29 protein-coding genes and 1 pseudogene are annotated in these 26939 nt (G+C 64.0%); 8 read left to right on the top strand and 22 right to left on the bottom strand.

From position 1 onward, the window contains the following. Positions 1 to 6 precede the first annotated feature (6 nt). The gene (gene gcvA / locus AC56QQ_RS03935) at positions 7 to 939 is read right to left on the bottom strand and encodes a transcriptional regulator GcvA (protein WP_497100402.1); all 933 of its coding nucleotides are present in this window, start codon (positions 937 to 939) and stop codon (positions 7 to 9) included. A gap of 163 nt (positions 940 to 1102) precedes the next feature. Between gcvA and AC56QQ_RS03930 the strand changes: the two genes are divergently transcribed. After that, on the top strand, positions 1103 to 1339 hold the full coding sequence (locus AC56QQ_RS03930; protein ID WP_489858456.1) for a hypothetical protein: 237 nt from the start codon (positions 1103 to 1105) through the stop codon (positions 1337 to 1339). Positions 1340 to 1399: 60 nt separating this feature from the next. Here the strand turns inward: AC56QQ_RS03930 and AC56QQ_RS03925 are convergent, their stop codons facing one another. Next, entirely contained in the window at positions 1400 to 1933 is a 534-nt protein-coding gene (locus AC56QQ_RS03925; protein ID WP_497128875.1) for a L,D-transpeptidase family protein, read from the bottom strand. Between the two features lie 147 nt (positions 1934 to 2080). On the opposite strand from AC56QQ_RS03925, the gene AC56QQ_RS03920 reads away from it, so the two are divergent. The 3 genes from AC56QQ_RS03920 (at position 2081) to AC56QQ_RS03910 (ending at position 3859) form a co-directional block, all read left to right on the top strand. Further along, entirely contained in the window at positions 2081 to 2764 is a 684-nt protein-coding gene (locus AC56QQ_RS03920) for a response regulator transcription factor (RefSeq protein ID WP_256751998.1), read from the top strand. A gap of 120 nt (positions 2765 to 2884) precedes the next feature. Then, positions 2885 to 3340, top strand: a complete 456-nt coding sequence (locus AC56QQ_RS03915; protein ID WP_497125621.1) for a cyclic nucleotide-binding domain-containing protein — start codon at positions 2885 to 2887, stop codon at positions 3338 to 3340. A gap of 6 nt (positions 3341 to 3346) precedes the next feature. Beyond that, entirely contained in the window at positions 3347 to 3859 is a 513-nt protein-coding gene (locus AC56QQ_RS03910) for a GNAT family N-acetyltransferase (RefSeq protein WP_497125620.1), read from the top strand. Here the strand turns inward: AC56QQ_RS03910 and AC56QQ_RS03905 are convergent. From AC56QQ_RS03905 to tesB, 7 genes and pseudogenes are all read right to left on the bottom strand, one after another. Continuing rightward, on the bottom strand, positions 3846 to 4652 hold the full coding sequence (locus AC56QQ_RS03905) for an exodeoxyribonuclease III (protein ID WP_497125619.1): 807 nt from the start codon (positions 4650 to 4652) through the stop codon (positions 3846 to 3848). The genes AC56QQ_RS03910 and AC56QQ_RS03905 overlap by 14 nt on opposite strands. A 275-nt stretch (positions 4653 to 4927) precedes the next feature. Continuing rightward, on the bottom strand, positions 4928 to 5614 hold the full coding sequence (locus AC56QQ_RS03900) for an outer membrane lipoprotein carrier protein LolA (RefSeq protein ID WP_489863562.1): 687 nt from the start codon (positions 5612 to 5614) through the stop codon (positions 4928 to 4930). A gap of 155 nt (positions 5615 to 5769) precedes the next feature. After that, positions 5770 to 8422, bottom strand: a pseudogene (locus tag AC56QQ_RS03895) (DNA translocase FtsK). A 210-nt stretch (positions 8423 to 8632) separates the two neighbouring features. After that, complete coding sequence (locus tag AC56QQ_RS03890) at positions 8633 to 8908, bottom strand: hypothetical protein (protein WP_091576047.1); 276 nt, start codon at positions 8906 to 8908, stop codon at positions 8633 to 8635. A gap of 328 nt (positions 8909 to 9236) precedes the next feature. Continuing rightward, positions 9237 to 10583, bottom strand: a complete 1347-nt coding sequence (locus AC56QQ_RS03885) for an ammonium transporter (RefSeq protein WP_497125618.1) — start codon at positions 10581 to 10583, stop codon at positions 9237 to 9239. 31 nt (positions 10584 to 10614) lie between these two features. Next, positions 10615 to 10953, bottom strand: a complete 339-nt coding sequence (locus tag AC56QQ_RS03880; protein WP_013892292.1) for a P-II family nitrogen regulator — start codon at positions 10951 to 10953, stop codon at positions 10615 to 10617. A 309-nt stretch (positions 10954 to 11262) separates the two neighbouring features. Beyond that, a complete protein-coding gene (tesB, locus tag AC56QQ_RS03875) occupies positions 11263 to 12123 on the bottom strand; it encodes an acyl-CoA thioesterase II (protein WP_489858461.1) in 861 nt (286 codons plus the stop codon). Between the two features lie 97 nt (positions 12124 to 12220). Between tesB and AC56QQ_RS03870 the strand changes: the two genes are divergently transcribed. Further along, positions 12221 to 13480, top strand: a complete 1260-nt coding sequence (locus AC56QQ_RS03870; protein ID WP_497125617.1) for a ubiquinone biosynthesis hydroxylase — start codon at positions 12221 to 12223, stop codon at positions 13478 to 13480. Between the two features lie 9 nt (positions 13481 to 13489). Here AC56QQ_RS03870 and AC56QQ_RS03865 read toward each other — a convergent pair whose 3' ends face one another. Continuing rightward, positions 13490 to 13846 carry a YciI family protein gene (locus tag AC56QQ_RS03865; RefSeq protein ID WP_497125616.1) on the bottom strand — a complete coding sequence of 119 codons (357 nt, stop codon included), beginning with the start codon at positions 13844 to 13846 and terminating at the stop codon, positions 13490 to 13492. A gap of 71 nt (positions 13847 to 13917) precedes the next feature. On the opposite strand from AC56QQ_RS03865, the gene AC56QQ_RS03860 reads away from it, so the two are divergent. Together AC56QQ_RS03860 and AC56QQ_RS03855 are read left to right on the top strand one after the other, a co-directional pair. Further along, a complete protein-coding gene (locus AC56QQ_RS03860) occupies positions 13918 to 14235 on the top strand; it encodes a hypothetical protein (RefSeq protein ID WP_497125615.1) in 318 nt (105 codons plus the stop codon). Positions 14236 to 14287: 52 nt separating this feature from the next. Then, positions 14288 to 14713, top strand: a complete 426-nt coding sequence (locus AC56QQ_RS03855) for an OsmC family protein (protein ID WP_256752008.1) — start codon at positions 14288 to 14290, stop codon at positions 14711 to 14713. A gap of 165 nt (positions 14714 to 14878) precedes the next feature. Here AC56QQ_RS03855 and AC56QQ_RS03850 read toward each other — a convergent pair whose 3' ends face one another. From AC56QQ_RS03850 to AC56QQ_RS03820, 7 genes are all read right to left on the bottom strand, one after another. Continuing rightward, a complete protein-coding gene (locus AC56QQ_RS03850; protein WP_489858465.1) occupies positions 14879 to 15511 on the bottom strand; it encodes a YceH family protein in 633 nt (210 codons plus the stop codon). Positions 15512 to 15524: 13 nt separating this feature from the next. Next, on the bottom strand, positions 15525 to 16304 hold the full coding sequence (locus AC56QQ_RS03845; RefSeq protein WP_256752010.1) for a succinate dehydrogenase iron-sulfur subunit: 780 nt from the start codon (positions 16302 to 16304) through the stop codon (positions 15525 to 15527). Continuing rightward, the gene (locus AC56QQ_RS03840) at positions 16304 to 16741 is read right to left on the bottom strand and encodes a DUF3052 family protein (RefSeq protein WP_489858466.1); all 438 of its coding nucleotides are present in this window, start codon (positions 16739 to 16741) and stop codon (positions 16304 to 16306) included. The genes AC56QQ_RS03845 and AC56QQ_RS03840 overlap by 1 nt, the downstream gene beginning before the upstream one ends. Positions 16742 to 16743: 2 nt before the next feature. Beyond that, on the bottom strand, positions 16744 to 18582 hold the full coding sequence (sdhA, locus tag AC56QQ_RS03835; RefSeq protein ID WP_489858467.1) for a succinate dehydrogenase flavoprotein subunit: 1839 nt from the start codon (positions 18580 to 18582) through the stop codon (positions 16744 to 16746). A 1-nt stretch (position 18583) separates the two neighbouring features. Then, positions 18584 to 18979 (bottom strand): succinate dehydrogenase, hydrophobic membrane anchor protein, encoded by a 396-nt coding sequence (sdhD, locus tag AC56QQ_RS03830; RefSeq protein WP_489858468.1) that lies wholly within the window; start codon positions 18977 to 18979, stop codon positions 18584 to 18586. Positions 18980 to 18981: 2 nt separating this feature from the next. Continuing rightward, the gene (gene sdhC, locus AC56QQ_RS03825; RefSeq protein WP_489858469.1) at positions 18982 to 19401 is read right to left on the bottom strand and encodes a succinate dehydrogenase, cytochrome b556 subunit; all 420 of its coding nucleotides are present in this window, start codon (positions 19399 to 19401) and stop codon (positions 18982 to 18984) included. A 246-nt stretch (positions 19402 to 19647) separates the two neighbouring features. Continuing rightward, the gene (locus AC56QQ_RS03820) at positions 19648 to 20040 is read right to left on the bottom strand and encodes a hypothetical protein (protein WP_497125614.1); all 393 of its coding nucleotides are present in this window, start codon (positions 20038 to 20040) and stop codon (positions 19648 to 19650) included. 334 nt (positions 20041 to 20374) lie between these two features. Here AC56QQ_RS03820 and AC56QQ_RS03815 point away from each other — a divergent pair, with 334 nt between their 5' ends. Then, the gene (locus AC56QQ_RS03815) at positions 20375 to 20737 is read left to right on the top strand and encodes a hypothetical protein (RefSeq protein WP_497125613.1); all 363 of its coding nucleotides are present in this window, start codon (positions 20375 to 20377) and stop codon (positions 20735 to 20737) included. Positions 20738 to 20850: 113 nt separating this feature from the next. On the opposite strand, the gene AC56QQ_RS03810 is transcribed toward AC56QQ_RS03815, so the two are convergent. From AC56QQ_RS03810 to AC56QQ_RS03790, 5 genes are all read right to left on the bottom strand, one after another. Beyond that, positions 20851 to 22068, bottom strand: a complete 1218-nt coding sequence (locus tag AC56QQ_RS03810; protein WP_497125612.1) for a GGDEF domain-containing protein — start codon at positions 22066 to 22068, stop codon at positions 20851 to 20853. A gap of 75 nt (positions 22069 to 22143) precedes the next feature. After that, positions 22144 to 23340, bottom strand: coding sequence for a GGDEF domain-containing protein (locus AC56QQ_RS03805; RefSeq protein ID WP_489858473.1), 1197 nt, complete (start codon positions 23338 to 23340; stop codon positions 22144 to 22146). A gap of 198 nt (positions 23341 to 23538) precedes the next feature. Continuing rightward, on the bottom strand, positions 23539 to 24948 hold the full coding sequence (leuC, locus tag AC56QQ_RS03800) for a 3-isopropylmalate dehydratase large subunit (protein WP_497125611.1): 1410 nt from the start codon (positions 24946 to 24948) through the stop codon (positions 23539 to 23541). Positions 24949 to 25271: 323 nt separating this feature from the next. Then, the gene (locus tag AC56QQ_RS03795; RefSeq protein WP_497125610.1) at positions 25272 to 25907 is read right to left on the bottom strand and encodes a class I SAM-dependent DNA methyltransferase; all 636 of its coding nucleotides are present in this window, start codon (positions 25905 to 25907) and stop codon (positions 25272 to 25274) included. Between the two features lie 103 nt (positions 25908 to 26010). Further along, complete coding sequence (locus AC56QQ_RS03790) at positions 26011 to 26817, bottom strand: amino acid ABC transporter permease (RefSeq protein WP_497125609.1); 807 nt, start codon at positions 26815 to 26817, stop codon at positions 26011 to 26013. Positions 26818 to 26939 lie beyond the last annotated feature (122 nt).

The raw sequence follows: 26939 nt of genomic DNA, 5'->3' as shown, positions 1-26939 counted from the left end.
CCGTGCCTATGCCTTGTCCGTGGTTCGCGTCTTGGCCACTTCCTCAAGAATCCATTCGCGAAAGGCGACGATGCGGGGATCGTCAGCCGTGGCCTGGGGATAGACCAGGAAGTAGGCGAACTCCGGCGCGACCCTGATGCTGAGTTCGAAGGGCCGCACCAGCCGGCCCTCGGAAAGGTCGTTTGCCACCATGGCGAAATCGGCGAGCGCGACGGCGTTGCCGTCGAGCGCCGCCTGGACCGCATCCGTGGACGTCCCGAAGACGACGGTGCGACTGTCGTCGAAATCATCGACACCGGCCGCCGCCATCCACATCCGCCAGTTCGGCCATGTAACGCCTTGGCGCGCCCATTCGATATGGGCCAGCGTATGGTTGAAGAGATCGCGCGGCTCCCGCAAGGGCGGTCCGGATTTCAACAGGCTCGGGCTGCATACCGGAATGATGATGTTGTCGAACAGGCGGTGCGCGCAAAGCCCCGGATATTTGCCGGCGCCGAAGCGGATGCCGACATCGACATCGTCGAGGTCGAAATCGCGCAATCCGTAGGCGATGTCGAATCTGAGCTCGATGCCCGGCCTTTGCTTGCGGAAATCCTCGACGCGCCGCATCAGCCATTTGGCCGCGAACTGCGCGTCCAGTGTCACCTTCAGGAATTCCGTCCCGCGCGCCATCTTGCGCGCCCGCATGGCGGCACGGCCAAGCAGGTCGAGCGCGTCGGTCGCGGCCTCGAACAGCACCGTGCCCGCCTCCGTCAGCCGGATGGTGCGGCTGGTGCGAGTGAAAAGCACGATGCCGAGCTGATCCTCGATTTCCTTGATCTGGTGGCTGACGGCGGCCGGCGTCAGGCCGATCTCGTCGGCGGCGCGAGTGAAATTGAGATGCCGGGCCGCCGCCTCCAGTGTCCTGAGCGCCCGGGTTCCCGGCAGCAGGGTTGCCATCAAAGCGTGACCTGGTCGAAGCGGTCCATGGCGTTTCCATCCTCAAATAAAACTTGATGATGGGGAAAAAACTACTCGTTTCCTGCTTGGATTTCAATCGGGCAAGATGCGTGTACCGAAACACCATCAAACCGGATTTGATGTCCGGTGAACGGATCATGTCATGTCGCACATCGCTCTCAACCCTGCTCCTGCCCGGCCGGCCTGGCTGACTGCTACCCTCGACTGGCTGCGTCAAGCCAGGGTCGCGATCAACCTTCCGCGTCAGAACGTCGAGGACCTGTCCGATCGCCAGCTGCGCGATGTTGGCGCCCGGCGCAAGGACATTGCGCGGGCAATGGACCGCGAGATGGGCCGGCTGGGTCTTCTCGACATCGGCTGGCAGCGTCCCAAGGAATAGGCAGTAGAAAGTAGGGCAGCAGGGCAAATCAAGCCGGCACCGGCGCCTACCGCCTATTTCCTATCTCACTACCCTCAACACCGTACGATCCGACAGCAGCGGCAAGAGTCGCGCCATCGTACGTGCCGTCACCGCGACGCAGCCTTGCGTCGGCGTGAAACCGGGGCGCGCCAGGTGGAAGAAGATGGCGCTGCCGCGCCCACGCCGGCGCGGCGATAGGTTCCAGTCGAGCACCAGGCAAGCGTCATAGAGCCGGTCGTCGCGCCGCATGCGTTCATGGCTGGCGCCGTAGGGGATCTTGACGGGCCGGTTGTAGTTGCGATCGTCAGGCACTTCGCACCAGCCGAGATCGGGCCCGATGGGCGTCATCGCCAGGCGGGTCTTGCGGCCGCCAGAGAACTGATCTCCCCGGAAATAGCCCGACAGGATCCGCATCGAGGCGAGCGGCGTGGCGCCGTCGCCTTCGCGCTTGTCGGCCGAGATGCCGCCACGTCCCAGTGCACAGGCAAACACCGTTGCCCCAGCCTGCAGCAGGCCCTGGCTTGGATGGCCGGGCCTGGGCCGCACGGTCAGCACGCGCAGCCCTTTTGGCAAAAATGCGCCGGCTGCATTGCGCTCGCGTTTTTTCTTGTATGATCGTGCCACGGAACAAATCACTGTGATCGGCTGTTGTGCCGGTCAGCTTCCGCATAAAGAGGCAGTGGTCAACTGAATTTTCTTTTCAAAACAACGGATTGATCCATGACTTCACGCACCATCCTGATCGTCGACGACGATGACGACCTGCGCGGCACGCTGGTCGAGCAATTGTCCCTTTACGAGGAATTCGACGTGCTGCAGGAATCGACTGCGGCAAAAGGCGTCACCGCGGCGCGCGGCGGCCTCATCGATCTGCTCATCATGGATGTCGGGCTGCCCGACATGGATGGCCGCGAGGCGGTGAAGATCCTGCGCAAGGGCGGCTACAAGGCGCCCATCATCATGCTGACCGGCCATGATACCGATTCCGACACGATCCTTGGTCTCGAGGCCGGGGCCAACGACTATGTGACGAAGCCGTTCCGCTTCGCCGTGCTGCTTGCGCGCATCCGGGCGCAATTGCGCCAGCATGAACAGAGCGAGGATGCCACCTTCTCGGTCGGCCCCTACACCTTCAAGCCCAGCCAGAAACTGCTGATCGACCCGCGCGGCGCCAAGGTGCGGCTGACGGAGAAGGAAGCCTCGATCATCAAATATCTCTATCGCGCCGACCAGAAGGTGGTGACGCGCGATGTGCTGCTCGAGGAAGTCTGGGGCTACAATTCCGGCGTCACCACGCACACGCTGGAAACCCATGTCTACCGGCTGCGCCAGAAGATCGAGCGTGATCCTTCCAATGCGGAAATTCTTGTGACAGAAAGCGGCGGCTACAAGCTGGTTCCTTAAACATTTCATTATCCAATGAGCGGCCGGGGCGGGGCTGCTTTCGGGTACGATCCTGGTGGAGGGGGTTCTGGATCGACTCGCAGAGGAGGGATTGGACTGACCGTTCGGGGACACAGCTAGATGGCGCTGGATGACGACATCCGCATCCTGTCCGCCGTGAGGCTCTTCGAGGGCTTCACGCAGGAACAGTTGCGCCTGCTCGCCTTCGGCGCCGAGACAACCCTGCTGCAGGCCGACCACAAGCTTTACCGCGAGGACGACGAGGCCGATTCGGCCTATATCGTGGTCAGCGGGCGCATCGTGCTCTATCGCGAGCAGAGTGGCAAACGCATCCCGATAGGCACGGCCGGCCCCGGCACCATGCTGAGCGAAATGGCATTGATCGCCGACACCAACCGGCTGACCAGCGCGTCGGCCGAGATCGATTCGGAAGTGATACGGCTCAGCCGCAAGATGTTCCGCCGCATTCTCGAGGAATACCCGGAAGTCGCGGTGCAGTTGCATCAGCGCATCCTGGAGGATTTCCAGGCATTGATCCGCCGCATCGAGAAGCTGGCCCCGCGCTTTTCCGGGTAGGCGCTCATGGACTTCCAGCTGCTTCGCGCCACCGAGACAGACCTGCCCTTCATCATGGCCACCGAACGGCGCCAAGGCTATGACGCCTTTGTCGGGCGTTGGGACGAAGCGCGTCACCGCGAAGCCATCGTCGACGGCAGCCATGCCTATTTTGTCGGTGTCGACGGCTCGGCGCCGGTAGGCTTTGCCATCCTTCGCCAATGGGCCTCGGTTGAGCGCGTGACACTGGTCAAGCGCATCGCTGTCGTCGCTCCGGGACAGGGCCATGGCAGGGTGCTGCTGGCCGCCGTGGTCGACCGGGTTTTCGCCGAGACCGATGCCCATCGACTTTGCATCGGCCTGTTCCCCGACAACCATCGCGCCCGGCGCGCCTACGAGGCTGTCGGCTTCATGGCCGAAGGCATTGCGCGCGGCAGCGCGTTTTTCCACGGCGTGCATCGCGATGAGCTGGTCATGGCGCTGCTGCGGCCTGACTGGGAACAGCGCCGATCCCAGGCGTCTGAAGCTAGTCCAGGTTGAACCGCGCGATCACCGGCACATGGTCCGACGGCCGCTCCCAGCCGCGCGCCGGGCGCAGGATCTCGTAGCCGGCAAAAACGGGCACCAGATTCGGCGACGACCAGACATGGTCGAGCCGCCGGCCGCGGTTCGACGCTTCCCAGTCCTGTGCGCGATAACTCCACCAAGTGTAGAGCTTCTGCTCGTGCGGCACGTTGAGCCGCATCAGGTCGACCCAGTTGCCGGCCAGCCGCATTGCCTCGAAACTCTCCGTCTCGACCGGCGTGTGGCTGACCACGTTGAGCAGCTGCTTGTGTGACCAGACGTCGTGCTCGAGTGGCGCGATGTTGAGGTCGCCGACCAGCACCGAGCCCGACACCTCGTCATGCTCGGCCCGGATGGCGTTCATCTCGGCAACGAAATCGAGCTTGTGCTTGAACTTCCTGTTGATGACGGGATCCGGTTCGTCGCCACCAGCCGGAACATAGAAATTGTGCAGCAGGATCGCCTTGCCGCCGGCCCGCACTGTCACCGACAGGTGGCGGCTGTCCTCGATCTCGCAGAAGCGTCGCTTCTCGACCACCTCGATGGGTCGCCGAGCCACCGTCGCGACGCCGTGATAGCCCTTCTGGCCATGGAAGGCGATGTGCTCGTAGCCGAGCTTGCGGAACGCCTTCTCGGGAAACAGCTCGTCGGGAACCTTGGTTTCCTGCAGGCAAAGCACGTCGGGCGCATGCTCGGCGAGCAGGCGTTCGACGATCGGCATGCGCAAGCGGACGGAATTGATGTTCCAGGTGGCGATGGAAAAGGGCATTGGCAATCCAGGACAGCGTACGACCAGCCGGAACCGACGGGCCCTGACGGAGAAGACGCCTTTTGACGGGGTCAGTCCGGGAAACTGCCAGCCGCAAGCCGCAAAGACAAGCCGGGCCACGCCCTGCGAGGCGCGGCCCGGTGCTTTCCACAGCTATTGGAGCGATTGGCCCCAATGCATGTCGACCAAAGGTGGTCCCGGTCTGTGAAGAACGACATCCGTAAAAACAAAGACCTGGAGCGCGTCGCCTGGATCCTCTCAACCGCGACGCGCCTTCAGCGCGACTTGGTGTTGGTGTTGAGCTCGCGGTTGGCGGTGTAGTCGATGGCAAAGGTGTCAGGCGCGAAGCTGACGCCTTCCTTGGTGTTGAAGATCATCACCGTGGTGTCCTTGCCCTGCGCGTCGGTGATCGTCCATTGGCGCAAATCATAGGTTTTCGGATCGAACATCATCGTGATCCTGGCATTGCCGAACACCGACTTGTCGGCGAGCTGGATGGTGGTGAGGTCGTCTTCTTCCTTGACGCTTTTGACGCGGTCGCCGGAGAGGTCGATCCTGTTGTCGAGCAGCAGCTTCAGCGGCGTCTTCGACAGCGGATAGAGATCGGATGTGTTGAGCTTCTTGTTCAGAATGACCACTGACTTGCCGTCTGAAATCACCTTGAAATTCGAGGCACCGTCATAGTTGAAGCGGATCTTGCCCGGCCGCTCCAGGAAAAACTTGCCGCCGGTCTGCTCGCCCTTGGGGCCGAACTGCACGAATTCGCCGCTCATCGATTTGACCGAGGAAAAATGGTCGGCGATCTTCTGCGCCGCCGATGGCACGGCCGCCTGCGCCGAGGCCAGCAACTGGAACCCGGGCATCACATTGAAAGCCGCGGCCCCTGCAAACGCCAGGCCAAGGCCAAGCAGCTGGCGCCGGCTGGGAGCGAGATCGCTGAGCACTGAAGGAGCATTTTTCATGTCGGTCACTCTCATCTGATTCCTGAGTTGTTCTGGTCCTTGGACCCCCAGTTGGGCTGAAGTTTGGCGGGTCGTGCGCTCCCTCAGTCACTTCAACGCCCTGAAAGGTTCAAGGTTGCCGGACAGGACGATGTCGCGAAGGCCAGGCCTCCTGTTCAGAACTTGTCGTCCTCGGTCGGCACCAGGATCTCGCGCTTGCCGGCGTGGTTGGCCGGGCCGACGATACCTTCCTTCTCCATTTTCTCGATGATCGAGGCGGCGCGGTTGTAGCCGATACCCAGCCGGCGCTGGATATAGCTGGTGGAAGCCTTGCCGTCGCGCAGCACCACGGAAACCGCCTGATCGTATGGATCGTCGGAATCCTCGAAATTGCTGTTGCCACCGCCATTTCCCGAGCCCCCCTTGCCGGACGGCTCGTCGTCGTCCTCGCCGTCGTCCTCGGTGATGGCGTCGAGATATTCAGGCACGCCCTGCAGTTTCAGATGCGCGACGATCCTTTCGACCTCTTCATCGGCGACAAACGGGCCGTGCACGCGCTGGATGCGTCCGCCGCCAGCCATGTAGAGCATGTCGCCCATGCCGAGCAGCTGCTCGGCGCCCTGCTCGCCCAGGATGGTGCGGCTGTCGATCTTCGACGTTACCTGGAAGGAGATGCGGGTCGGGAAATTGGCCTTGATCGTGCCGGTGATGACGTCGACCGACGGGCGCTGCGTGGCCATGATGACATGGATGCCAGCGGCACGCGCCATCTGCGCCAGGCGCTGCACGGCACCTTCGATGTCCTTGCCGGCGACCATCATCAGGTCGGCCATCTCGTCGATGATAACGACGATATAGGGCATCGGCTCGAGATCGAGATTCTCGGTCTCGTAGATCGCCTCGCCGGTCTGGCGGTCGAAGCCGGTCTGCACGGTGCGCGAGATCTTTTCGCCCTTCTTGTCCGCCTGACTGACACGGGCATTGAAGCCGTCGATGTTGCGCACGCCGACCTTCGACATCTTGCGGTAGCGGTCCTCCATCTCGCGCACGGTCCATTTCAGCGCCACCACCGCCTTCTTCGGATCGGTGACCACCGGCGTCAACAGGTGCGGGATGCCGTCATAGACCGAGAGTTCCAGCATTTTCGGATCGATCATGATCAGCCGGCACTCTTCCGGCTTCAGCCGGTAGAGCAACGACAGGATCATGGTGTTGATGGCGACCGATTTGCCCGAACCGGTGGTGCCGGCGACCAGCACGTGCGGCATCTTGGCGATGTCGACGATGACCGCCTCGCCATTGATGGTCTTGCCCAGCGCCAGCGCCAGCTTGGCCTTGGTCGTCTCGAAGTCACGGCTGGCCAGGATTTCCCGGAGATAGACGGTTTCGCGCTTGGCGTTCGGCAGTTCGATGCCGATGGCGTTGCGGCCGGGCACCACGGCGACGCGGCAGGCGATCGCGCTCATCGAGCGCGCGATGTCGTCGGACAGGCCGATGACGCGCGACGATTTGATGCCGGGCGCCGGTTCGAGCTCGTAGAGGGTGACCACCGGACCGGGGCGGACGGCGATGATCTCGCCCTTGACGCCGAAATCCTCCAGCACGCCCTCGAGCAGGCGCGCGTTCTGCTCCAGCGCATCCTTGGACAGGCTGGCATCGCGCACCACGTTCTTCGGCTCGGACAGGAAATGCAGCGACGGCATTTCGAACTTTTCCGAACCGATGAGCGATGTCTGCGCCTCGCGCTGGACGCGGGCGCCGGGAGCCGGGCGCGGAGCCGGCGCCTCGACGCGGGTGGCGGCATCGGAGCGGAATTGCTGGACCCTGGCGGTCGGCGCCGCCCGCCGCTGGCTGGCGGGTTCGAAATCCAGGTCGTCATCGGCTTCGAACACATCGGCATCGTCGGGGTCTAGCGAGGCGCTGCGGTCATTGACCATGGCGGCGAAGAATTCCGGCTCGACGCGGGCGCGGCCGTCCTGGCTCATCCGCGATTCGGCGAACTCGGCCGATTCGACCCGTTCGGCGGCGCGCCGCCGGCCGTGGAGCGCTGCTCCATCTCCGGCTCGTACTCGTCCCGCTCCTGCCTGCGGCGCACGGCGCGGCGGTGCATCCAGGCGCGCAGTGAAAGCCACCAGTGGGTGATGGCGCCAAGCGCCAGAATGCCTTCGTCGCCCTCGTCCTCGTTATCGTCGAACAAAAGATCGTCCTCGCGCGGATCCGCGGCCGGCTCGTCCTCCATGACGGCGAAGCCGTTCTTGCGTCCGATCAGCGCCGAACCATGGGCGAAGAGCCACAGCGCCGGTGCCGCCAGCAAGATGGAGATGATGCTGGCGACCAGCCCGGTCGGATAGCCGCCGATGACAACGGCGGGGATCTTCAGCACCATGTCGCCGAACACGCCGCCGAGGCCGGTCGGCAGCGGCCAGGTCTTCGGCGGCACCACGCAGCCGGCCATGGCAGCGGCCAGCAGGGCAAAGCCGAACCAGGACAAGCCGCGCTTGGGCAGCCTGTCGACGCCGCGCGCCGAAAAAGCAGGAATCCCCAGATGACGGCCGGCACCAGCGCCGCGACGGCGGCGAGGCCGAAGAACTGCATGGCAAGGTCGGAGAACACCGCGCCGGCATAGCCCATGGCGTTGGTGACGGTGTTGTTTGTCGCGTGCGAGAAACTCGGATCGGCGACGTTCCATGTGGCAAGGCTGGCGACGCCGAAGGCGACCAGCGCGAACAGTCCCGCCCCGACCAGCCGGCCGACCTGACGCCGCGCGAACGCCTGCATGCCGTGCCCCGTATCGGTTAGCGCGAGCGGTGCTGAAGCCCCTGAACGCATGCTCTTCCCCGTCTGTCATTGCCTCACGCGGGTGCATGGCGCACTCCGGCAGATTCGGATGTCAGACTATCGGTGGGAAGGTTAAGGGCGCATTAACCATGGCTTTTTACCGGCGCCTCCTTCCAGAGCGAAGATGGCGGGCCGCGAAGCCCGCCACCTTTTCATGGCAACAGCGAAACGACCAGGCCCGTCCGGACCCGATCTGCGCAATCACTTGTGACCGGCATATGCCATCAGGTTGGCGCAGAATTCGGCGTGAGGCTTGCTCATCGCCGCGTCCTGGCATTCCTTCATCATCAAGTCCTGCTTGTCCTTGGCCGTCGAAGCCCAGGCCGCCTTGAAATCCGCCTCGGACTTCATGGTCTTCATGCCGGTATCGGTGAAGAACGGCGCCATATTGTCAGGTTCGTCAAGGGCGCCTGCCAACGCAACGCCACTGACCATGGAAAGAGCGAGTGCCCCGAGGAAGATGTTCTTGAGTTTCATGAGATGATTTCCTTCCCTGTCGTTTTGTACGAGCGTCAGAACGACGATCGTCCTCAAAGTACGGGGCAAGGGCGGTCGATGTTTCTTCAGAAATCTTCTTCACGCGAACGTGATTGCACGAACCAGGGCATAGCCGGAACGTTTTGCCAAAAAAGAGGCCCGGATGCGATCCGGGCCTCAATGCGTGAACTCCTTTCGGGAGCGTCACGACGGGATCTCTTGAAGCAATTCCGGGAAAAGTGCGCAGCGGCTTTCCGTTCGGAATTGTCTAAAGTCAGACAGGGCCGGCGGGAGGAGGGTTCCGCCGGCCCCGTTGGCTAAGCTGGCCTCACGGCACCACTTCGCCATGCTGGGAGATGTCGAGGCCTTCGACCTCTTCCTGCGTCGTCGGACGCAGGCCGACCAGCGCCTTGACGATGTAGAGGATCACGAAGGTGGCAATCGCGGTCCAGATGATGGTGACCGCGACGCCGTAGATCTGCTTGCCGAGGGAAGCACCCGACGACAGGCTGTTGATCGCCGGATCGGCCAGCACGCCGGTGAGCAGAGCGCCGATGACGCCGCCTACGCCGTGCACGCCGAAGGCATCGAGCGAGTCGTCATAGCCGAACATGTGCTTCACCTTGACCGCCGAGAGGTAGCAGACGACGCCGGCGACGATGCCGACGATGAAGGCGCCGGTCGGGTTGACGAAGCCGGAAGCCGGGGTCACCGCGACCAGGCCGGCAACGGCGCCCGAGATGATGCCGAGCACGGAGGGCTTCTTGGCGACGATCCATTCGGCGAACATCCAGGCCAGCGCCGCGGCCGCGGTGGCAACCTGGGTGTTGAGCATGGCAGCGCCGGCGAGGCCGTCGGCCGCGAGCTCCGAACCAGCGTTGAAGCCGAACCAGCCGACCCATAGCAGCGAAGCGCCGATCACCGAATAGACCAGGTTGTGCGGCGCCATGTTGGTGGTGCCGTAGCCTTCGCGCTTACCAAGCACGAGCGCGCAGACGAGACCGGCGACACCGGCGTTGATGTGGACGACCGTGCCGCCGGCGAAGTCGAGCACGCCAGCCGTGCCGAGGAAGCCGCCACCCCAGACCCAATGCGCGATCGGCACGTAGACGACAAGCAGCCACAGCGCCATGAAGATCAGCAGCGCCGAGAATTTGAAACGTTCGGCGAAGGCGCCGGCAATCAGTGCCGGGGTGATGATGGCGAAGGTCATCTGGAACATCGAGAAGACGAATTCAGGAATGTTCGCGACGCCCGGCAGCCACAGCGAGGCAGTGGTGATGCCGTGATGGAAGAATTTCGAGGTGCCGCCGAGATAGCTGTTCATGCCGCCGCCGTCGGAGAAGGCCAGCGAGTAGCCGAACATGAACCACAGCACCGTCACCAGGCAGGTGATGGCAAAGCTCTGCATGATGGTGGCCAGCACATTCTTCTTGCGCACCATGCCGCCGTAGAACAGCGCCAGGCCCGGGATGGTCATCATCAGCACCAGCGCCGTCGAGGTCAGCATCCAGGCGGTGTTGCCGGTATCGAGCACCGGGGTGGGAGCGGCAGCCGGCGCGGCCGCGGGGGCCGCTTCCTGTGCGAAGGCGGCAACCGTGCCCAATGCTGCGAGAGCGAGCGAACCCAAAAGGGCGGCGCGTCCCGTCGTCTTCAAGGTGGAAGGAATATTCATTGAACTCTCCATTGGAATACGTTTTCGCCGCTCAGAGCGCGTCGGTGTCTGTTTCGCCGGTACGGATGCGCACCGCCTGGTCGATGCCGAAAACGAAGATCTTGCCATCGCCGATCTGGCCGGTCTTGGCCGCAGCGGTGATGGCTTCGACGGCCTTGTCGACCATGTCGGAGCTGACCGCGACCTCGATCTTGATCTTCGGCAGGAAGCTGACCGCGTATTCCGCCCCACGATAGATTTCCGTATGTCCCTTCTGACGCCCGTAGCCTTTGACTTCGGTGACGGTCAGGCCTTGGATGCCGACGGCGGTAAGCGCTTCGCGTACCTCGTCGAGCTTGAACGGCTTGATGATTGCCATCACGATTTTCATAAGGTTTCACCCTTTGCTGTTGCGGTCCCCCGCGTTTGCACGACTGCACCGATCCCAAGGAGAGCCGGAGAGTGCCCTCGAGGATTCAAGCTCCGTGCCAGTTGCCGAAGCAGTGCATTAACCTATTGTAAACAAAGGGATTGAGGCGATCGTAGGCAGAAGGTGCCGGTATCTGCGGCACGGCATGTGCTTAAAAATTATGCAATTTTTCGAAATTGCCTAATTTGCCGGCTTTAGCGGCGTGATCCCGAAAGTGGGTCCCGGTTTTCGGAAAAGATCATGCCCAACAAGAAGCTGCCATCACGGTGCTCAACGCCTGAGCCGGATCAACCCTTCCTGGGCCATCGAGGCGATCAGCGTGCCGTCGCGGGCATAGAGGGTGCCGCGGCTGAAACCGCGCGATCCGGAGCTTGACGGGCTGTCCTGGGCGTAGAGCAGCCAGCCGTCGAGCGCATGCGGCCGGTGGAACCACATCGAGTGGTCGAGGCTCGCCGCCTGGATATCGGGATCGAAAAGACCGCGCCCATGCGCGAAGGTCGACGTGTCGAGCAGCGTCATGTCGGACAGGTAGGCGAGCAGCACCGACTGCAGCGCGCGGTCGTCGGGAACCGGCCCGGCAAGGCGGATCCAGACATTCTGCCGGGGCGGCAGCTTGTCGCGGCTTTCATAGTGCTGGAGATTGACCGGACGCAGCTCCAGCGGCCGTTCCCGTGCCCAGAAGCGGCGCACCGCCTCCGGTACACGTTCGGCCTTCTCAAGCAGCTGCCGCTGCGTCTGCAGCCCTTCCGGCGGCGGCACGTCGTCGGGCAGGGCGAACTGGTGCTCGAGCCCCTTCTCGTCGACCTGGAACGAGGCTTCCAGCGAAAAGATCGCTTGCCCGTGCTGGATCGCCAGCACGCGGCGGGTGGTGAAGGAGCCCCCATCGCGGATGCGGTCGACCTCGTAGACGATCGGCACCTTGATATCGCCCGGCCGCATGAAATAGCCGTGCAGCGAATGCACGTAGCGATCGGGCTCGACGGTCCGCTGCGCCGCCACCAGGGCCTGGGCGATCGTCTGGCCGCCGAATACGCGCTGCCATTCCACCTGGGGGCTGCGACCACGATACAGATTGTGTTCCAGCCGCTCGAGGTCGAGAATGTCGAGAAGCTCGTCCATGGCCGCCGTCATGTTTCGTGACCTCACACCGAATGCTATGGCGGGTTTCCGACAGGAAGGACGAGCCGTCAAGGGCGGATGCCCGGCCGGCGCGCAAGGAGCGAAGATGATGCAACCCAGGACGGATGCGAACACCAGGTCCGGGCTCGATGTCCTGGTCGCCGGCGCCGGCTATGTCGGGCTTGCCGCCGCCGTGTCGCTGAAACAGGCGCGCCCGAGCCTTGCCGTTGCGCTGGTCGATGCCGCGCCCGCCGGGACTTGGCAAAAGGATGGCCGCGCTTCGGCCATTGCCGCTGCCGCCTGCCGCATGCTCGACCAGCTCGGCGTGTGGACCGAGATCGCGCCGAGGGCACAGGCGATCACCGAGATGATCATCACCGATTCGCGCAGCTCCGATCCGGTCCGTCCGGTCTTCCTGACCTTCGACGGCGAGGTGGCGCCGGGCGAGCCCTTTGCGCATATGGTGGCCAACAAGGTGCTGAACGGTGCCTTGCGCCGCAGTGCCGAGGAACTCGGCATCGACATCATCGAAGGTGTCGCCGTGCGGGGTTTCGAAACCAACGGTGCCGGCATCACCGTCCATCTTGCCGACGGCGCGACGCTGAAGGCTCGGCTGCTGGTTGCCGCCGATGGCGTCAACTCGAAGCTGCGCGACATGGCCGGCATCAAGACGGTGAAATGGGAATACGGCCAGTCCGGCATCGTCTGCACCGTGGCGCATGAACGCCCCCACAACGGCCGCGCCGAAGAGCACTTCCTGCCGGCCGGCCCGTTCGCCACCTTGCCGCTCAAGCCGGACGACGACGGCACCAACCGCTCATCGATCGTCTGGGTCGAGCGCTCACAGGATGCCGACAAGCTGGTTGCCGGCGACGATCTCGTCTTCGAGCACGAACTCGAGCAGCGCTTCGGCCTCAAGCTTGGCGAGATCCGCGTCGCCGACAAGCCACGCGCATGGCCGCTTGGCCTGACGCTTGCGCGCGCCTTCGTCGCGCCGCGCATCGCGCTCGCCGGCGACGCCGCCCATGGCATCCACCCGATCGCCGGCCAGGGTCTCAATCTCGGCTTCAAGGATGTCGCCGCGCTTGCCGAGGTGATTGTCGAGGCCGACCGGCTCGGCCAGGACATCGGCGCGCTCGACGTGCTCGAGCGCTACCAGCAATGGCGCCGCTTCGACACCGTGCAGATGGGCATCACCACGGACGTGCTGAACCGGCTGTTTTCCAACGACATCGGTCCGCTGCGCACCGTCCGCGACATCGGCCTCGGTCTGGTCGAACGGATGCCGCGACTGAAGGAGTTCTTCATCCGCCAGGCGTCGGGCCTGTCCGGCGGTACGCCTCGCCTCTTGAAGGGCGAGGCGATCTGATCGCTTCGCCTATGATCCCGGTATGTCGTAGACCGCCCTGACCTCGATGGTGCCGATTTCGGCCAACGGTATGCCAGCGGCAATCTCCAGCGCCTCGTCGAGATTTTTTGCCTCGATCATGACAAAGCCGAGCAGCTGCTCCTTGGTTTCGGCGAAGGGGCCATCGGTGACCAGCCGCTTGCCCTTGCGCCGGCGCACGGTCTTCGAGGTCCTCACCGATTGCAGCGCCTGCGCGATGATCAGCACGCCTCGCTGCTCCAGGGACCTGTCATAGGCCAGCGAGTCGGCATCGAGCTTGGCCGATCCCTCGGCTGTCAGCGCATAGAGGTCTTTTTCCTCGCCATAGACCAGGCAAACATACTGCATCTCTATCTCCCTTGTTGTGACGAACCATAGGTTGAGGCGATCAAGGTGTCAGCCGGGGCGCTGCCCGCCGCATGATCGAGAAGGCATGCCGCGATCCCGATGATGGCGACGGCCGCGAGCAACCGGCCAAGGCCGGACGGGGGCGGATGCAGCCAGAAATCTTCCGGTCGCCCGGCCTTGCGGCCTGGGCTCTTCCACAGCGCGAAAAACAGACTGTCCATGTGAACCTCCATCCGGCCACCAGACTGTGGCCGCCCGCAGGACGGTCGGGGCGGATGCAAGTCGACATTCCTGCACACGCATTTTCACAAAAAGATTTCGCCGCCGACGCCGATGTCGCGGTTTCCGCAGGAACGGCGCGGTGGCCTTCCCGCGCGCCCGCGCTATAGTTGGGAGGAACGCTGGCGCCGGGCCGGCGCAATCGAGGCCAAGGAGGAATTCATGGACCGCACCGCAAACGCCGTCTGGAAAGGCAATCTCAAAGAGGGCAAAGGCACGCTCGACAGCCAGAGCGGGACGCTGAAGGGCACGCCCTATTCGTTCAAGGCGCGCTTCGAGGACGAGAGCGGCAAATCCGGCACCAATCCGGAAGAACTGATCGCGGCGGCGCATGCCGGCTGCTTTGCCATGCAGTTCTCTCATTTCCTGGCCGAGAACGGCACGCCCGCCGCCGAGCTCGACGCCAAGGCCGTGGTGACGCTCGTTCCGGGCACCGGCATCACCGGCAGCGCTCTCACGGTGGTCGGCAAGGTTCCGGGCATCGATGCGGCGAAATTCAAGGAACTGGCCGAGAAGGCCAAGGCCGAATGCCCGGTCTCGAAGGCGCTCGGCGCCATCAAGGTTTCGCTCGACGCCAGGCTCGGCTGAGGACATCCCTTGTGAAATCCGGCGCGCATAACGGCGCGCCGGGTATCCTGAAGAGAGGGAGGAGCTAGAGCAATTCCAGGAAAAGTGTGAAACGGTTTTCCGTCCGGAATTGCGTAAAACAAAGAGTTAGAGCGGTTTGCCGTTTCCGTGAAACGGTGAACTGCTCTAGGCACCCAGCGAGTCGAGCCGGGCGCGAAGTGCGGCGACTTCCTGCTCCAGCGCCTCCAATCTCGCTTCCAGGTCGGAGTGAGGCGTGGCCGGCGTGCTCCGCTGCGCCGAAAGGGCTGCGACGTCCACCGGTCCAGCGAGGAGATGCACGTAGCGGTCCTCACGCTGGCCTGGCCCGCGCGGGATCTCCTGGATCAGCGGCGGCCGGCGGCCGATCAGCATGTCGAGTTCAGCGCGCAGGTCTTCGATCGACGAAAACCGCGCCATGCGCTCAGCTCGCGCCAGGAGCTCATGCGCCGTCTGCGGTCCGCGCAACAGGAGCAGGCCGAGCAAGGCGGTCTGCGGCGTGGTCAGCGAGAAGCGCTGCGCCATCTGATGCTCATAGCGCTCCACACGCGAGCCGAACATCTGCCGCACCAACCCCTTCTGCTCGAGCAGCTTCAGGGCCCGGTGCACCTCTGTCTGTTCCAGCGCCATCACCGGCTCGCGTGCCGTCTTCTGGTTGGCGGCGGCAAGTGCTGCATTCAGCGTCAGCGGGTAGACGTCAGGCGTCAGTTCCTTCTTCTCGATCAGGCAGCCGAGCACACGCGCTTCGGCAGGAGAAAGAACGGGCAATTCGGTATCTGTCATAATGATCGGCTCGCTATACCCGCCGCTCGACCATCATCTTCTTGATCTCGGCGATCGCCTTGGCCGGGTTGAGGCCCTTGGGGCAGGTCTGCGCGCAGTTCATGATGGTGTGGCAGCGATAGAGCCGGAACGGGTCTTCCAGATTGTCGAGCCGTTCGCCCTTGGCCTCGTCGCGGGAATCGATCAGCCAGCGATAGGCCTGCAGCAATGTTGCCGGGCCGAGATAGCGGTCGCCGTTCCACCAGTAGCTCGGGCACGAGGTCGAGCAGCAGGCGCACAGGATACACTCGTAGAGCCCGTCGAGCTTCTCGCGGTCCTCATGGCTCTGCAGCCATTCCTTGGCCGGCTCCGGCGACACCGTCTTCAGCCAAGGCTCGATCGAGGCGTGCTGGGCGTAGAAATTGGTGAGGTCCGGCACCAGATCCTTGACCACCTGCATATGCGGCAGCGGGTAGACTTTCACGGCGCCGGAAATGTCGTCGCAGCCCTTTGTGCAGGCGAGCGTGTTGGAGCCGTCGATGTTCATGGCGCAGGAACCGCAAATGCCTTCGCGGCAGGACCGGCGCAAGGTCAGTGTCGGGTCGATCTTGTTCTTGATCCAGAGCAGCGCGTCGAGCACCATCGGCCCGCAATCGTCCATATCGACGAAATAGGTGTCGATGCGCGGGTTCTCGTCATCGTCCGGCGACCAGCGATAGATGCGGTACTCGCGCAAATTGGTGGCGCCCTCCGGCTTCGGCCAGGTCTTGCCCTGCTTGATCTGCGAATTCTTGGGGAGCGTCAGTTCGACCATTACCTGCGGTCCTTTCGGATGACGAGCTTCAGCCCGGACCAGATTTCATTCACGGCGGCGACCTTGACGTCGACAAGGTCGAGCTTCAGCGCCTCGGCGCGAACGACGCCCTCGGTGACGTCGGTCGGCACTTTCGATGCCTTCTTCGGCCAGGAGACCCAGACCATGCCGTCGCGCTTGATGGCCGCCTCAATATCGACCAGGCGGTCCTCGATCTCTGCACGCTGCCGGGCAAAGGCATGAACGGCATCATATTTCTGGCGAACACCCGAAATCTCCGACCAGTCCGGCAGCCTGTCGACTTGAGCGAAGTCAACGGCGTCGGCGAGATCGTCGAGGTCGTGGGGCAGCGCTATGAAGGCGGCGGTCATGCCGTCCTTCAGGCCGAGCTTGGCCGGAAGGGGCGTGCCCGAATATCCAGAGGCCGCCAGCGCCATCGTCAGTACACCCTGGCCTTCGGCGCGATCTTGGCCGGGTTGATACCGCCGTCGGCTTCCTTGAGCAGCAGCTCGGTGTGCACCGGCCGATAGCTCAGTTCCACCTCGCCGGCCTCGTTGAGCCGCGCGAGCGTGTGCTTGCGCCAGGTCGCATCGTCGCGCGCCGAAAAATCTTCCCGCGCATGCGCGCCACGGCTCTCCTTGCGCGCCGCGGCGCCATGGACCGTGGTGATGGCGTTGGCCATCAGGTTTTCCAGCTCCAGCGTCTCGACCAGGTCGGAGTTCCAGATCATCGAGCGGTCGAACACCTTGATGTCCTTGAGCTCGGTCCAGATCTGCGAAATGCGCTTGCAGCCGCTGTCCAGCGATTCCTGGGTGCGGAACACCGCCGCGTCTTCCTGCATCGCCTTCTGCATCTTCTCGCGCAGAACGGCGGTTGGCGTCGAGCCGTTGGCGTGGCGCAGCCGGTCGAAACGATCCATGATCCTCTCGACCGAGGCTTCGTTGGGCGAAGGGATCGCCGAGTTGCGGTCAATCACCTGGCCGGCCCTGATCGCCGCCGCGCGGCCGAACACGACCAGATCGATCAGCGAGTTCGAGCCAAGCCGGTTGGCGCCGTGCACGGAGGCGCAGCCGGCCTCGCCGACGGCCATCAGCCCGGGTGACACCTGGTCCGGATTTTCGGCCGTGGGATTGAGCACTTCGCCCCAGTAGTTGGTCGGCACGCCGCCCATATTATAGTGCACCGTCGGCAGCACCGGGATCGGTTCCTTGGTCAGATCGACGCCGGCGAAGATCTTGGCCGATTCCGAAATGCCGGGCAGCCGCTCATGCAGAACGGCCGGGTCGAGATGGTCGAGATGCAGGAAGATATGATCCTTCTTCGGGCCGACGCCGCGGCCTTCGCGGATTTCCAGCGTCATGCAGCGCGAGACCACATCGCGTGAGGCAAGGTCCTTGGCCGACGGCGCATAGCGCTCCATGAAGCGCTCGCCCTCGGAATTGACGAGATAGCCGCCCTCGCCGCGCGCGCCCTCGGTGATCAGGCAGCCGGCGCCGTAGATGCCCGTCGGATGGAACTGTACGAACTCCATGTCCTGCAGCGGCAGGCCGGCGCGGGAGGCCATGCCGCCGCCATCGCCGGTGCAGGTGTGCGCCGAGGTGGCCGAGAAATAGGCGCGGCCATAGCCGCCGGTCGCCAGAACCACCATCTTGGCCGAGAAGCGGTGGATGGTGCCGTCATCGAGGTTCCATGCGACGACGCCGGTGCAGGTGCCGTCCGGCTCCATGATCAGGTCGAGCGCGAAATACTCGATGAAGAACTGCGCGTTGTGCTTCAGCGACTGGCCATAGAGCGTGTGCAGCATGGCATGGCCGGTACGGTCGGCGGCGGCGCATGTGCGCTGCACCGGCGGGCCTTCGCCGAAATTCATCATCATGCCGCCGAACGGCCGCTGATAGATCTTGCCCTCTTCGGTGCGCGAGAACGGCACACCGTAATGTTCGAGCTCGTAGACGGCGGCCGGCGCCTGCTGGACCATGTATTCCTGCGCGTCGATGTCGCCCAGCCAGTCCGAACCCTTGACGGTGTCGAAGAGATGCCATTGCCAGTTGTCGGGCCCCATATTGGCAAGCGAAGCGGCAATGCCGCCCTGCGCCGCCACCGTGTGCGACCGGGTCGGGAACACCTTGGTGATGCAGGCGGTGCGCAGGCCCTGTTCGGCCATGCCGAGGGCGGCGCGCAGGCCGGCGCCGCCGGCGCCGACGACCACCACGTCGAATTTGTGGTCGACATAGGTGTAGGCCGATGCCGTGTTGGCGGTTTTCGCGTCCTTGGCCAACTCAGCCTCCGAATGCCAGCTTGAGCAGGGCGAAGATCGAGGCGACGCCGACCGCTATGGTGAAAAATGTATTGAGCGCGATCAGCGCCAGCTTCATGCCCTCGCCATGAAGGTAGTCCTCGATGATCACCTGCATGCCGAGCCGCATATGGTAGAGCCCGGAGACCAGCACCAGTGTCACCACCAGCGCCACGAACGGATTGGCAAGCGCCGCCCGCACCTCGGTGTAGCCAGCGCCATTCAGCGCGATCAGGAACCCTACGAAGAACAGCGTCAGCGGAATGTTGGCGATTGCCGTGAGGCGCTGGCGCCAGAAATGCTGCGTGCCCTCGCGGGCCGAACCGAGGCCGCGGACTTTCGCCAGCGGCGTGCGCATGTCGGTATTTTTGCCGGCCATGATCAGGCTCCCCGCGCCATGTATCCGACGATCCAGATCAGCAGCGTGAGCAGGATCGAGCCGGCCAGCGTCGCCCAGGCGATCTTGGAGGCCGTGTGCTTCTCGAGGCCGGCGCCGGTATCCCACACCAGATGGCGAATGCCGCCCAGCATGTGATGCATCAGCGCCCAGGTGTAACCGAACAGAATGAGCCGGCCGAGCCAGGTGCCGAAAGCCCAGTTGACCCAGTCAAACGTCGCCTGCGAGCTTGCCGCCGCCATCAACCAGACGGCGACCAGGAGCGTGCCGAAATAGAGCGCCCCACCGGTGATGCGATGGATGATCGACATCGTCATGGTGATCGGCGGCCGGTACACCGACAGATGCGGCGAAAGCGGCCGTTCACGTCTGGCAAATTCGCGGGTGGCTGGTGATTTGCTCATGGCTCCCCCAGTTCGGCGTCTCTGGAGCCTCAGGTTGGAATGCGGCATTGCCGCTTCCGGTTGCGACTTCGGACAGCCGGTTTCTAATGCTCTTTTTGCACCGCGTCAAAGCCAGAAAACCGTTTCGAAAACGTAATTTAGTATGACTAAAGACGAGCCTGGAGCTTCAATCGATTAAGGGTTGGCGGCGCCAAGCCGGCACATTGTCGCTGCAGTGCACCATATGAATGTCGAAGCGGTTTCGGCTCAGCGCTTGCAGGTCACTGGCGTCGAGCCGGCCTTCATGACCAGCGCTTCGCGGCCGTCGATCACAATCGCGTCATGCGCCTGCTCGTAACGGCTGTTCTGATTGGCCGGCGAGGCCTGCAGATCCTCGCTGGCGCCGTCAGCACCGAGAACATGCAAGGAGGTGCCGAGATTCTCGATGGTCATCCTGCCGCCATCGGCACAGTTGTAGGTCGCGGTGCGCGGCTGTGGCGTGGTCACGTCGGTGACGGCGCCGCCCGCCGAGGCGACAGGCGCCAGCGACGCGGCGACCTTGTTGCCGGCCTTCGGCTCATTGCTCTGCGGCACGCAGGCGACGGCGATCAGAAGCGGTGAAAGGGCAAGCGCCACCCGAAACGTCCGGCGTAACGCCATGTATTGTCCTCCCCCACGGCAAGCTAGCCACGATGCCTTGCCAAGATCAAGGGGCGCCCGATGCCGAGCCCGGCGCCGGCCGCGATGGTGCGGTCAAGCATGGCCGAATGATGGCCGCCCGTTTCCCCCCAAGTTCGAAATTAACCATGTTTCACGAGACCTGCCTTGGAAACGCACCAAGCTCTTAACAAAGGTTAAGAAAAGGTTAATTTCTGATTCGAGGAGGCGTGCATGTCGCCGAAAGGCGCCCAGCGGTTTTGGGGCAACGGCATGCACCCAACCAAGGACTGAAAGCGCGTCGCGACGCGCTTTGGCCTCTAACATGGAGGATGCCATGCGTTCGAACTCGGGCAGATCGCGCCTTGCGGCGCTCATTGTGGCGGCTTCGGTCGTCGGCCAGGCGGCGCCCGCGCTCGCCGGGGCACGTCATCAGGATCGCGTCTACGCCGATTCCTTCGGCAATCTCGTCATCGACAGCGCCGCCGGCTACAAGCGCATCCTGGTCGGCGAGGGTAGGCTGGCCAAGCAGCTGTCGGACTACACCAGCGCCGGCCAGCCCAAGGTGATCTACGAGAACGAATCCTACGAGATCAGCGGCTACAGGGATTGCTACCGGCCGCCAGTGTTCGTGAAGGGCCGCAGCTACATGTACGGCCTCTCTGAAGGCGAGATGCCGGAACTCAGCCCCTGCCGCTAGGGCAAATTCCAGGAAAAGTGTGAAACGGTTTTCCCAGGAAAAGCGCACAGCGCTTTCCCTTGGGAATTGCGTCAAAAGATCATGCTCGAACGAGAAGACGGGGCGAGCCAGGATCAGCTCCGGCCGGAATCGGCCCTGGTGCTGATTGCGGCCAACGGCTGGCCGTTGACCGGTCCGGCGGAGACACGCACGCAATCGCGGCCGGCGTTCTTCGCTTGGTAGAGTGCCTGGTCCGCACGCCGCATCAGGTCGGAAAAGTCTTCGCTGGGATGAAGTTCGGCAACGCCAAAGCTCGCGGTGCAGCGGTTGTCAACCGGCAGTCCGTCGATGGGAAGCGCGCCGAAAGCACTGCGTGCGCCCTCGGCGAACAGCCGCGCGGCGGCAAGGTTGGTTCCCGGCAGGATGATGGCGAACTCCTCGCCGCCGATGCGGCCGGCGACATGGTGGCTGGCGGCGGCCTCGCGCAGGAAGCTGGCGAAGGTCTCGATCACCCGATCGCCGGACGCATGGCCGAAACTGTCGTTGACACTCTTGAAATGATCGAGATCGGCGATGACCAGGGCGACCGGCACGCCTTGCCGCACCGCGCCAAGCACCGCCTGCTCGGCGTGGCGCGTGAAGCCGCCGCGGTTGAGCAGATGCGAAAGCGTGTCCGTCTCGGACCTCGATGTCGCTTCGGCGAGCACGTCGCGAACCAGGACGGCCAGCATCAGCAGCGCCAGCGCCACGCCAAAGACGGTGCCCAGCGACTGCGACACCAGCGCGTAGCTGCTTTGCACATAGGCCTGCGGGTTGGCGCCCCAGCCGCCGAGAGCATGCGCGATGAACGGCTTTGAGGCAAACTGCAGACCGCTGGCCGCCAGCACGGCCATCAGTATGCGGTCGAGGCGGGCGAGCCTTTGCCTGGACGACCAGACGATGGCGAGGCCGACGAACTGCATGACGGCATAGGGAAGCTGGTAGGCCATCATGCGGGCCAGCGACTGGCGCGGCAAGTCCTGCACGAAGTACACCGCGACGGTCGTGGCGAACAGGAAGAACAGCATCGGCGCCCACGGTGGCGCCACGTCGTATTTGCGGGCAAGCCCGCCATTGAAGGCGATGGTGGCACCAAGGAAGACCGCGAAGGCGGCAACGACCACCGGGCGCGCATTGGCGAAGGCGGGGATGCTGAACTCGACGGCGAAATAGGCCATGCCCAGGAGATAGCCGAAGGCCAGCCAGCGCGCCGGCGCGCGGCCGACATCGTGGAACGCGACCGCCATGAACGACGCCGCCAGCAGGCCGGCGACCGACAGATTGATCAACAGGATGAAGTTAGCGCCACTCATATCTTTTCGCACACCGCGCGTCACCTAAGCATCGACGGGCGAAAAAGACGTTAACGCCGGCCCTGCCGTGCAGGCTCAGCCGGTCTTGAGCGGCTCCGACACGTAGGCAGTTTCCGGCCGCTGGTAGGACAGGCGCACGCTGTCGCGGCCGTTCTTCTTGGCCTTGTAGAGCGCTTCGTCGGCACGGCGCATCAGCGGCCCCAGTGCCTCGTCGCCGCTGCGGGCGGCTACGCCGAAGCTGGCGGTCACCCGCGTGCCGGGCGGAAGCCCGTCGACGCTGCCGGACGAATAGAGCGTGCGCACGGCCTCGGCGAACAGCCGCGCGGCGGCGAGATCGCTCAACGGCAGGAGCACGGCGAACTCCTCGCCACCGATGCGACCGGCTGCGCCGCGCGCGCCGGTGGCCGATCGAAGCTTGGCGGCGAAGTCGGCGATCACCCGGTCACCCGCCGGATGACCGTGCAGGTCGTTGAGCGCCTTGAAATGGTCGAGGTCGGCCAGCACCAGGGCGGCAGGAACCTTGGCCGCGGCGCAACGCTGCAGGAGGAGCCCCGCCCGCTCCTCGAAACCGCGCCGGTTTAGCAGGCCGGACAGCGGGTCGGTGTTGGTCTCGACCTTCAGTGCCTTCATGACGTCGAGCGCGGCGGCCGTGAACAGGGAAAGCGCGATCAGAAGCGACAACAGCGCGTGCGACAGCAGCGCCGTCGTCCAGTAGGACGAGGCATAGAGATCATCATAGTTCGCGAAAGGTCCGTGCGCGATGATGATGGCCAGCGTGCGCCCGATGAAGTTCAGTCCGGCAAGCAACGCCAGCACGAACAGGATATTTTCCGTCGGCCCATTGCCGCGCACCGTGCGCAGTTCGGCGGCGGCCAGCAGGCTGATGCCGCCGAGTGCGAAATTGACGGCAAGGATCCGCCATGTCAGGTCCGGCTGGACGAACAGGAACCAGCAGAAAACGGCAATGCCGCCGCCCGCCAGCACGCCGATGCCGACATAGGGCACGCGCCGGCCATAACGCGCCACGACGGCGCCGCAGAGACAGGATCCGGCAAGGCAGAAGCATAGATTGGAGAGCAGCTTGGACGGCGCCAAACCAATGGGCAGCGTGAAATGCTGGAACAGGAAACCGGCCGCCGCGAGCGCGTAGCTCGCCGCCAGCACCGCCAGATAAGGGCGATGGCGTTGATAGAACCATAGCACCAGGAACGCGGCGCCGAGCGCCAACGCTATCGTCGGGTTGAGCAGCGCTATGAGCAGACCCGTGTCCAAACGACTGTGATTTCCCCGCTTACGTAGGGAAGATGTTACCGCGGAAGCCCCAACAAGCGGTTAAGTGCGGGCCAATGGATGGGGTAGACCAAGCCGAAATCGCCACAAAAAACTCGGCGACGCCGTGTCAGGCGAAAGAAAACCCCGAACCGCCAGGCGGTCCGGGGTTTGGCTTGCGCATCGATGTAGGACCCGCTCTTATTTCCAGTCGCGAATGTCGACGAAGTGACCGGCGATCGCCGCCGCCGCCGCCATCGCCGGCGACACCAGATGGGTGCGGCCCTTGAAGCCTTGCCGGCCCTCGAAATTGCGGTTCGAGGTCGAGGCGCAGCGCTCATGCGGCTTCAGCCGGTCGTCGTTCATGGCCAGGCACATCGAGCAGCCCGGCTCGCGCCAGTCGAACCCCGCGGCGCGGAAGATCTTGTCGAGGCCTTCGGCTTCCGCCTGTTCCTTGACCAGCCCGGAACCTGGCACGATCATCGCATCGACATGCGGGCTGACCGTCTTGCCTTCGACCACCTTGGCGACGGCGCGCAAGTCTTCGATGCGGCCGTTGGTGCAGGAGCCGATGAAGACGCGGTCGAGCGAGATATCGGTGATCTTGGTGCCGGGCGTCAGGCCCATATAGTCGAGCGCGCGCTGCTTGGACGTGCGCTTGTTTTCATCGGTGATATCGTCCGGGTTCGGCACGATGCCTTGCACGGACACGACATCCTCGGGCGAGGAGCCCCAGGAGACGATCGGCGGCAGCTTGGCCGCGTCGAGCACGACCACCTTGTCGAAATGCGCGCCCTCGTCCGACTGCAGCGTCTTCCAGTATTCGAGGGCCGCATCCCGGGCCGCGCCCTTGGGCGCGCGCGGCTTGTCCTTGACATAGGCGAAGGTCGTCTCGTCGGCGGCGATCAGGCCGGCGCGCGCGCCACCTTCGATCGACATGTTGCAGATCGTCATGCGGCCTTCCATCGACAGCGCGCGGATCGCCTCGCCGGCATATTCGATGACGTAGCCGGTGCCGCCGGCGGTGCCGATCTCGCCGATGATGGCCAGGATGATGTCCTTGGCGGTGACGCCTTCCGGCAACTGGCCATCGACGCGCACCAGCATGTTCTTGGCCTTGCGCTGGATCAGCGTCTGCGTCGCCAGCACATGCTCGACTTCCGACGTGCCGATGCCATGCGCCAGCGCGCCGAAGGCGCCATGCGTCGAGGTGTGGCTGTCGCCGCAGACGATGGTCATGCCGGGCAGCGTGAAGCCCTGCTCCGGTCCGATGATGTGGACGATGCCCTGGCGGATATCGTTCTCGGAATAGTATTCGACGCCGAAATCCTTGGCGTTCCTGGCCAGCGCCTCGACCTGGATGCGGCTTTCCTCGTTCTTGATGCCGAACTTTCGCTCGGGCGAGGTCGACACGTTGTGATCGACCACGGCCAACGTCTTTTCCGGATGCCGGACCTTGCGGCCGCTCAGGCGCAGGCCTTCGAAGGCCTGCGGGCTGGTCACTTCATGGACGAGGTGGCGGTCGATGTAGAGCAGGCAGGTGCCGTCGTCCTGGCGGTCGACGACGTGGTCGTCGAAAATCTTGTCGTAGAGGGTGCGCGGTGCGCTCATGTGCGTAAATCCGTCGATATGAGAATGGGAAAGAGCAGACGCCGGCAAGCTTCGGTCCGGCGCGGAGACCTGGACAGGTCGGCCTAGCTAAGTCGGCTGGTCAGCGCGCCGCAGACGCGCGCGGAGAAGCGTGACGGCAGGCGTTTTCTGTCCTGCAGCACGAAACCCTTGTAGGCCGGATCGCCAAAAAGCTCTTCCATGGCGTGGCTCATACCAATGTTTTGGGTTTTCGGCAATTGCAACGTGGTGCGGCAGAGCTCGGGTTCCTCGCCCTCACTTCCTTCGGGGGGAGAGGAGGGCACCAAGGTCGGGGACCGCGCCGCTCACAGAACCTCAAACACAAACGTTTTCACCAGCGCGTCGGGCTCGGCGATGGCATAGCAGCGGAACCACGGGCTTTGCTCGACCAGCCGCCATTTCCTCGCCTGCTCCAGTTCGTCGAACACGGCTTGGAAGCCGCCGCTCTCGAACACCTGGTCGCGCACGGTGAAGACGGCGTGGCCGCCCTTTCTGGTGATGCGCACCAGTTCATGCAGGCCCGATGCCGGCGCGTGGCTGATGGTGAACACGCCGGTCGAGAAGAAGGCGCGGAAATGGCCGTCCGGCCATGGCAGCGGCCCGCCCAGCATCGCCTGTTTCAGCTCGCTGTAAGCGTTGCGGCTGCCGGCGATCTTCAGCATGTCGCCCGAGAGGTCGAGCCCGGCGATGTCGCCGTAGCCGAGCGCCTTCAGTGAAGGCCCCGATAGGCCGGTGCCGCAGCCGGCATCGAGCAGCGGCCCCTCGCCCGCCGGCACATGACGCGCCACCCAGGCGGTGATCAGGAACGGCAGGAGATAGCCGAGTGAGGCGGTTTCGCTGTCATAGGTCGCCGCCCAGGCGGCGTAGGCCTCGGCCAGCGTTTCCGGCGTATCGGCTGTGTAGACGGAATCCAGCGCCGCATTGGCTTTGTCGACGATCATCGGTCGTGCTTCTCCCAGCTGATGCATCTCGCCCAGAAGTGCGCAACGGTCTTGGGGCAACGACATGCACAAACCCCAACATAACGCTGTCCCTGGCCGCGCGCTATTCCTCGTGCTGACGGCGCAGCCGTTTCTCCAGCGCCCGCAAGGCAAGCGACAGGCCGACGGTCAGGATGAGATAGATGTAGGCAACGATCGAATAGGTCTCGAAGAAGCGGAACGAGCCGGCGGCGTAGATCTTGCCCATCTGGGTGATGTCGGCGACACCGAGCACCGAGACCAGCGACGAGTCCTTGACCATGGCGACGAAATCATTGCCAAGCGGCGGCAGGATGGTGCGGATCGCCTGCGGAAAGACGATCAGCCGGAAGCGTTGCGAACGGCTCAGCCCGAGCGCCTTTGCCGCCTCGATCTGGCCTTTCTCGACCGCCTGGATGCCGGCGCGGAAAACCTCCGAGATGAAGGCCGAGTAGCCGATGGTCAGCGCCATGATGGCGCGCCACAACAGCGATACGTCGCGCACCAGAAGTTCGCCGAAGAAACCGGCACTCTGCAGCGGCGCGGTCAGTGCGTTCCAAGCCGCGACGAAGGCCGGCGCGCCGGCGAAGGCGATCCAGAACAGCAGCACCAGGATCGGCACGCCGCGGATGATCTCGACATAGAAGCGGGCGATCTGGCGCATTAAGCGCGAACCCGACAGCCCCATCAGCGCGACGCCAAGACCGATGGCCGACGCCAGCGCGAAGGCGACCACCGTGACGAAAATGGTGATGCCGATGCCCTTGGCGACGGTGGCGAAGACCTGGGCGTAGAGGTTGCTCGTCGCGATCGACAGTGCCGCGACCAACGCCAGGGCAGCGGCAACGGCAAGCCACCAAGGGAAGTCGGCTTTGGAGGAGGGGGGCTGCATCAGAAGGACTGCACCAAGGCACCCCCCTCTGTCCTGCCGGACATCTCCCCCGCAAGGGGGGAGATCAGATGTCGCGTCGGCTTTCGCCAATCACCGATAATGAAACACTGCCCGCGAAGCTG

It is taken from the genome of Mesorhizobium sp. RCAM 05099, from assembly GCF_059683685.1.
This window is presented reverse-complemented; position numbering and strand designations above follow the sequence as displayed.

Coding starts and splice junctions, on each gene's coding strand:
- gcvA (WP_497100402.1), bottom strand. CDS start 939: ATGGCAACCCTGCTGCCGGGAACCCGGGCGCTCAGGACACTGGAGGCG.
- AC56QQ_RS03930 (WP_489858456.1), top strand. CDS start 1,103: ATGTCGCACATCGCTCTCAACCCTGCTCCTGCCCGGCCGGCCTGGCTG.
- AC56QQ_RS03920 (WP_256751998.1), top strand. CDS start 2,081: ATGACTTCACGCACCATCCTGATCGTCGACGACGATGACGACCTGCGC.
- AC56QQ_RS03915 (WP_497125621.1), top strand. CDS start 2,885: ATGGCGCTGGATGACGACATCCGCATCCTGTCCGCCGTGAGGCTCTTC.
- AC56QQ_RS03910 (WP_497125620.1), top strand. CDS start 3,347: ATGGACTTCCAGCTGCTTCGCGCCACCGAGACAGACCTGCCCTTCATC.
- AC56QQ_RS03905 (WP_497125619.1), bottom strand. CDS start 4,652: ATGCCCTTTTCCATCGCCACCTGGAACATCAATTCCGTCCGCTTGCGC.
- AC56QQ_RS03900 (WP_489863562.1), bottom strand. CDS start 5,614: ATGAAAAATGCTCCTTCAGTGCTCAGCGATCTCGCTCCCAGCCGGCGC.
- AC56QQ_RS03890 (WP_091576047.1), bottom strand. CDS start 8,908: ATGAAACTCAAGAACATCTTCCTCGGGGCACTCGCTCTTTCCATGGTC.
- AC56QQ_RS03885 (WP_497125618.1), bottom strand. CDS start 10,583: ATGAATATTCCTTCCACCTTGAAGACGACGGGACGCGCCGCCCTTTTG.
- AC56QQ_RS03880 (WP_013892292.1), bottom strand. CDS start 10,953: ATGAAAATCGTGATGGCAATCATCAAGCCGTTCAAGCTCGACGAGGTA.
- tesB (WP_489858461.1), bottom strand. CDS start 12,123: ATGACGGCGGCCATGGACGAGCTTCTCGACATTCTCGACCTCGAGCGG.
- AC56QQ_RS03870 (WP_497125617.1), top strand. CDS start 12,221: ATGCAACCCAGGACGGATGCGAACACCAGGTCCGGGCTCGATGTCCTG.
- AC56QQ_RS03865 (WP_497125616.1), bottom strand. CDS start 13,846: ATGCAGTATGTTTGCCTGGTCTATGGCGAGGAAAAAGACCTCTATGCG.
- AC56QQ_RS03860 (WP_497125615.1), top strand. CDS start 13,918: ATGATCGAGAAGGCATGCCGCGATCCCGATGATGGCGACGGCCGCGAG.
- AC56QQ_RS03855 (WP_256752008.1), top strand. CDS start 14,288: ATGGACCGCACCGCAAACGCCGTCTGGAAAGGCAATCTCAAAGAGGGC.
- AC56QQ_RS03850 (WP_489858465.1), bottom strand. CDS start 15,511: ATGACAGATACCGAATTGCCCGTTCTTTCTCCTGCCGAAGCGCGTGTG.
- AC56QQ_RS03845 (WP_256752010.1), bottom strand. CDS start 16,304: ATGGTCGAACTGACGCTCCCCAAGAATTCGCAGATCAAGCAGGGCAAG.
- AC56QQ_RS03840 (WP_489858466.1), bottom strand. CDS start 16,741: ATGGCGCTGGCGGCCTCTGGATATTCGGGCACGCCCCTTCCGGCCAAG.
- sdhD (WP_489858468.1), bottom strand. CDS start 18,979: ATGGCCGGCAAAAATACCGACATGCGCACGCCGCTGGCGAAAGTCCGC.
- sdhC (WP_489858469.1), bottom strand. CDS start 19,401: ATGAGCAAATCACCAGCCACCCGCGAATTTGCCAGACGTGAACGGCCG.
- AC56QQ_RS03820 (WP_497125614.1), bottom strand. CDS start 20,040: ATGGCGTTACGCCGGACGTTTCGGGTGGCGCTTGCCCTTTCACCGCTT.
- AC56QQ_RS03815 (WP_497125613.1), top strand. CDS start 20,375: ATGCGTTCGAACTCGGGCAGATCGCGCCTTGCGGCGCTCATTGTGGCG.
- AC56QQ_RS03810 (WP_497125612.1), bottom strand. CDS start 22,068: ATGAGTGGCGCTAACTTCATCCTGTTGATCAATCTGTCGGTCGCCGGC.
- leuC (WP_497125611.1), bottom strand. CDS start 24,948: ATGAGCGCACCGCGCACCCTCTACGACAAGATTTTCGACGACCACGTC.
- AC56QQ_RS03795 (WP_497125610.1), bottom strand. CDS start 25,907: ATGATCGTCGACAAAGCCAATGCGGCGCTGGATTCCGTCTACACAGCC.
- AC56QQ_RS03790 (WP_497125609.1), bottom strand. CDS start 26,817: ATGCAGCCCCCCTCCTCCAAAGCCGACTTCCCTTGGTGGCTTGCCGTT.